Raw genomic sequence first — 5074 nt, forward strand, 5'->3', positions numbered from 1 at the left:
ATGTGGTTCTTTCCGGGCAGGGAGTGCGGCTGGTGGACTTCGGGCTCTTCCGAGCGATGAATGCGGTAAGCATCAGTAATCCGGGCGGACCGCCGTCCGGTATCGGAACACTTGCGTTCATAACGCCCGAACAGGCTCTCGGGCAGACCGCCACCGTCGCATCGGATGTCTTTACCTGGGGCGGCATGCTTTTGTTCGCCGCGACCGGCCGGCCGCCATTCGGTGCCGGAACGCCCCGGGTCCTGCTGCAGCGGGCCGTCTACGCGGAACCCGACCTGTCCGTGTTCTGCCCGGAGCTGCGAGAGCTGGTCGCGGCGGCGATGCGCAAGGACCCGAAGCGCCGGCCGGCCGCGGCCGAACTGCTCGAACAGCTGATCGCCTATCCGACACGAAGCGAGGCGGAGCCTGCGGTCGAACCCACCCGGCGTCTCGCCCTGCCGGCGGGTGTCATCGAGACTCTGGTCCCGGTGCAGACGAGGCGGACGGTCGAGTCCGAGACGAAACCGGAGGTCGTAGGCACGAGCGACCTCGCCGCTCCTGCCATCGGTGCCATCCACGGCCTCGAGATCGTGCTCGAAACCGTGACCGTGCTCGAAACCGTGACCCTGCTCGAAACCGTGACCCTGCTCGGGACCGGGCCGGCCGTGGAGATCACGGCCGTCCCGCCGGCCGCCGCGGTCGCCCTCAGCGCCGTCCGCACCGGAGCAGAACCGCGGATGCGTCCGTTGTCTCCCGGTCCGTCGTCTCCCGGTCCGTTGTCTCCCGGTCCGTCGGCCGCTCTGGCCGGTGTGTCCGCCCCACTGCCCACCGCGGCCGCGAGAGCGCGCGCAAGCTACGTCCAGGAGGGAACCGGGAATGTCTCCGCCTTGTCGTCACCATCGTCACCGCGGGATCACCTGGACCGCGGGTGGCTTCGACGCGTGCTCTCGATCGGCGTGGCGGTCTCGGTGCTCGTCCTCTCGACCGTTGTGATCGTCGATACGCTGCGGGAGCGCAGCGCGGCGGCCACGTCGCGTGAGGCGGCCCGTGGCGCGATGCGCCTTCTCGACCGGGAACCGGATCTCGCCGGCCAACTCGCCGTCTCGGCCTACCGCATGGCTCCGACCTCGGCTGCGGCGGAGGCGCTGGTCAATGCGAGCATCCGGCAGATCGGGCCGGCGACGGGAGCGATCCGCGATCTGCTGATCACCCCGGATGGTCGATATCTGATCATCGTCGGTGACTTCGGCGGGTCGGTGTGGAACATCATCGGCCCTGGCCGGGTGCGCTACATCACCGACCTGCCCGCGGTGGCCGCGGCCATGGGGGACCGCAGCCCCCTCGCGGCCGGGGTCGCCTCGGCTGCCGCGGTGAAGGGCCTGCTCGCCGTCGCGCTGATACCCGCATCCGGTCCGGCCACGGGTGTGCGGGCGTCCACGATCATGGTGGCGGCGGGGACGGACAGGGTGATCCGGTTATGGCGGCTGGCCCAGCCCGGGTCCACGGACGACGGTGACCTCCAGTCGGCGATCAATACCGGTCAACGGGTGAGTCTGCTCGCCGAGTTGCGGGGACACACGGGTGCGGTGGCGAGCGTTGCGGTGAGCGGGGATGGTCGGACCCTGGCCTCGTCGGGCGCCGATCGCGTCGTCCGTCTCTGGGACATCGGCCATCCGCAGAATCCTCGCGCCCTCGCCGAGCTGCCCCAGCCGGCGGAGGTCACCAGCCTCGCCTTCACCCCCGACGGCGACTCGCTCGCGGTCGGGGGGGTAGGCCATCTCTCCGTCTGGGATGTGACCGCTGCCGGGCAACCGCGCCGCCGGGCCCAGCTGACCGCCCCCGCCACTGTCCGCAAGCTCCTCGTCAGCCCGGACGGCCGGTGGTTCGCCGTGGCGAGTACCTCCGACGGCGGCTCGCTGACGGAGATCTATGGGCTGGACAGCCCCCGGGGACTGCACCGCCTCACCGCCATCGCGAGCCGACCAGGCCAGGCCGGTTCGATCGCGCTCTCCGCCGACGGGCGGGTCCTCGCTGTCAGTACCCCGGCCGGTCAGGTAACACTCTGGGACATGCGCTCACCATCCCGGCCGGTGCAGCGGGCCACCCTGCCGGTCGGCACCGCGCCGACGGCGACGGTCTTCGGACCTCCGGGACATGAGGGCGTCCTCGCAGTCGTGGCCGGTGACGCCGTCCGTCTCTGGCAGCTCGACCTGCTCGCAGCCGAGGACGAGATCTGTGCCAGGGCCGAGGGCCGCATCAATCGGGAGCAGTGGCGGACCTACCTCGGTCACCGGCACTACGACCCGCCCGGTGACTGACCCGCCCTGTGACCGGCCGGGTTGGTCGCGTTCCTCGTGATGTCCGGCCTGCTGCTGGTGGTGCCGCGGGTGAGGGCGGGTGAGGATGCCTCGGGGAGCCGGCAGACGGCGGCTATCGCGAGAAGTGGCGCGCGGCGCCGTAACCGGGGTCCTGTTCCGGGCGGCCGGTCCGGGACGTCCATCGCCACTGGACCGAGATGCGTCCGGCGACGTGCTCCGGGACCCTGGGCACCGCGTGCAGCCAGTCGGCTTGGGCCCGACCTCCCAGCACGATCAGATCACCGCCGGCCGGGGAGAGGTCGCGAGCGCCGGATGCCTCCGGGTCGTTGAGGATCCGTCGGCCGGGTGGCAGGTGGCGAGACTTGATCAGGAACGGTCGCCGGGCACCGAGGGTGAGGATGGCGATCACCGTGTCGTCGAGCCAGCGCATCTCGCGGTCCCGGTGGAAGGCGACGCCGTCGGCTCCGTCCCGGTACAGCGACAGGCCGAAGCCGTCGAACTCCACGCCGTAGGTCCGCCGCAGGGTCCGGTAGGCGTCGAGCAGGGCGGGAAAGGCGACCGGCCGACCCCGCGGGATCCAGGCGCTCATCCGTGGTTCGGTGACGTGGCGTTCGTAACGCCACATGGTTCCCTGTCGCCAGGGGATCTCGGCATGCAGGGTCTCATACAGCTGGTCGGCCTCGCGTAGCCATCCGCGCGTGACGTCGACCCAGGACCGGTCGTCCAGCCAGATCCGTTGCACCGACGCGGTGCGGTCGACCGCACCGTTGGCGGGCACCGCGGTGCCGTCGGTCTCGCTCGTCACCCGGCCGACGCTACCCGGCCGACGCCATCCGGACGGCTCCGGTCCGGGGCCGTCCGGCGTAACCTGCGAGATCCAGGAGGCATATTCCGTGAAGGTGAACAGGCGAGGATGACCTGCGCAGCACCCGACCCGGGGACCTCGACGAACCTCGAAAGCGATGTCCGTCGTCTCACCGCAACAGCCTTCACCGCAACAGCCGTGGTCAGGACCGAACGAGCCGCGCGATCGCGGCCGACGCCTCCCGGATCTTCTCGTCGGCCACCGGACCGCCTTCGGCGGCGGCGTGCGTCACGCAGTGCGTCAGATGGTCCTCGAGGAGCCCGAGGGCGACCGACTGTAACGCCCGGGTCGTCGCCGAGACCTGGGTGAGGATGTCGATGCAGTACTTGTCCTCGGCAATCATGCGCTGTAGCCCCCGGACCTGGCCTTCGATGCGGCGAAGCCGAGCGGTGTAATCGTCCTTGGTGTTGGTGTAGCCGTGCATCCATCGCGCCTTCCCGTCCAGGTACCCCCCTACGGTACCTGGGCCGGAGCCGGTCGTCGGATTGGGATTCGGTGAGATACCGGCGCCAACCGCCGACTGGAATTCGAACCGAGGCTCCTCCCGGCGGTGACATGTCCCACAATTATCACCGTGAGTGAGAATTCACCGCCCGTGCGGTATCAGCGGCGCGGGTCCTCCAGGACAGGCTCGGGTTGCCCGTTCACGTCCTGCCTAACTGCGCGGACGCCGCCCCGCTGGCTGGGTACCCGGCCCGGATCGTTCCTGGCAAACCGCACCCGGCGCCCCATAATTGCGCCCGGAAAGTGCCGAGTGGCGCACTTTCTCGCCCTGCTGGCGGGGGGTGGTGGTGACGAGTGGGTTCGCCGCCGGATCAGCGGTCGACGTGGTGCGGTGGAAGATCGGCGAGGAGTCGTTCGATGTCCGGGTCCTCTTCCTCGGACAATGACTCGTCACCCCAACCGATCTCGCGTTCGTCGTCGAACAGTTCGTCGTCGCGCGGCTCTGTGGCCCCCATGATCTTCCCCTCGTGTGGCGCAGGTTGTTCGCAACCGAGGTCCCGGCGCGGGATACGGCCTGGTGCCGCGGTCTGGTGTCGCGATCCCGACAGTGCTTCGGGTGAATCGTTTGCAGGATTGGATGCGGGATTGGACTCCGGCCGGGTACGGGTTAGGACCTGCCGTTGTTCGGCGGGCTGCCCGGAGTGTGCTTGTTACTCCCGATGGCCGCCGGCATGCTACCGAGCGGGCGGCCACCCGGCCGCCTGGCCGCCCGCTCGCCGCCGGTCAATCTACGCCGCCGCTGCCGTCTCCGGTGGGTGCCGCCGCCAGGGCGTGCCCGATTATCTCGACGACCAGGCGCAGGGTCGCCCGGCTTCCCGCCAGGAAGGCATCCGTCTCCCGCTGGGACCAGGCAGAAGCGAGTATCCCGGGCTCCGGTACCCGGGCGGCCAGGACCGCCCGTATCGACGCCCGGTAGCGGCTCACCGTGATCGGCGGATCGCCGACCGGATCTTCGTCGTAGTCCTCGTCCCGGTCTAACAGTGCCCGGACCTCATCCAGGCGGCGCGGGGTGGGGGGCATGGTTTCCTCCTCCATCTATTTGCTACTCAGCAAATTAGACCCTAGAGAGGTTCTTGAGGAAGAGCAAAGTGGTTACGATGTTCCGCGTGGACGACGGTGAGCAGTTGGTCGGCATCGGGGACATCGCGTTCCAACTCAAGATCACTCGCCAGGCGGTGGACTACTGGACACGCAAGGACTCCCGGTTTCCGGCGCCCTTGCAGGTCATCAACGCGCCGATGGGTAGCGGTGCCAAAGGCACCCGGGTTTGGCGCAAGCGAGAGGTAGACGCCTGGATCGTGGAGCACTATCGGCGGCGCAAACAGTAGGCGTCCCGGCCATCGGCCGAGGCCACCGCATCAGGTCAGATCTGTCGGCACCAGCGGCTCCGGGCCACCCAGGGCTGCGC

General features: G+C 69.4%; 6 protein-coding genes. 2 read left to right on the plus strand and 4 right to left on the minus strand.

The window, feature by feature from the left end; genetic code table 11:
* The coding region (locus AC08ON_RS16175) for a protein kinase domain-containing protein (RefSeq protein WP_476608346.1) at positions 1–2297 on the plus strand (2297 nt) is incomplete at its 5' end.
* 112 nt (positions 2298–2409) lie between these two features.
* On the opposite strand, the gene AC08ON_RS16180 is transcribed toward AC08ON_RS16175, so the two are convergent.
* The 4 genes from AC08ON_RS16180 to AC08ON_RS16195 all read right to left on the minus strand — a co-directional run bounded on the left by AC08ON_RS16180 (position 2410) and on the right by AC08ON_RS16195 (position 4686).
* Positions 2410–3102 carry an alpha-ketoglutarate-dependent dioxygenase AlkB gene (locus AC08ON_RS16180; protein WP_476617268.1) on the minus strand — a complete coding sequence of 231 codons (693 nt, stop codon included), beginning with the start codon at positions 3100–3102 and terminating at the stop codon, positions 2410–2412.
* A gap of 202 nt (positions 3103–3304) precedes the next feature.
* Positions 3305–3586 carry a metal-sensitive transcriptional regulator gene (locus AC08ON_RS16185; RefSeq protein WP_011438415.1) on the minus strand — a complete coding sequence of 94 codons (282 nt, stop codon included), beginning with the start codon at positions 3584–3586 and terminating at the stop codon, positions 3305–3307.
* Positions 3587–3977: 391 nt separating this feature from the next.
* Positions 3978–4121 carry a hypothetical protein gene (locus tag AC08ON_RS16190; protein ID WP_476608347.1) on the minus strand — a complete coding sequence of 48 codons (144 nt, stop codon included), beginning with the start codon at positions 4119–4121 and terminating at the stop codon, positions 3978–3980.
* Between the two features lie 268 nt (positions 4122–4389).
* Positions 4390–4686, minus strand: a complete 297-nt coding sequence (locus AC08ON_RS16195) for a hypothetical protein (RefSeq protein WP_043591359.1) — start codon at positions 4684–4686, stop codon at positions 4390–4392.
* A 77-nt stretch (positions 4687–4763) separates the two neighbouring features.
* Here AC08ON_RS16195 and AC08ON_RS16200 point away from each other — a divergent pair, with 77 nt between their 5' ends.
* Entirely contained in the window at positions 4764–4994 is a 231-nt protein-coding gene (locus AC08ON_RS16200) for a hypothetical protein (protein ID WP_173645797.1), read from the plus strand.
* Positions 4995–5074: the final 80 nt, after the last annotated feature.

Source organism: Frankia sp. CoWAU3 (assembly GCF_977971855.1).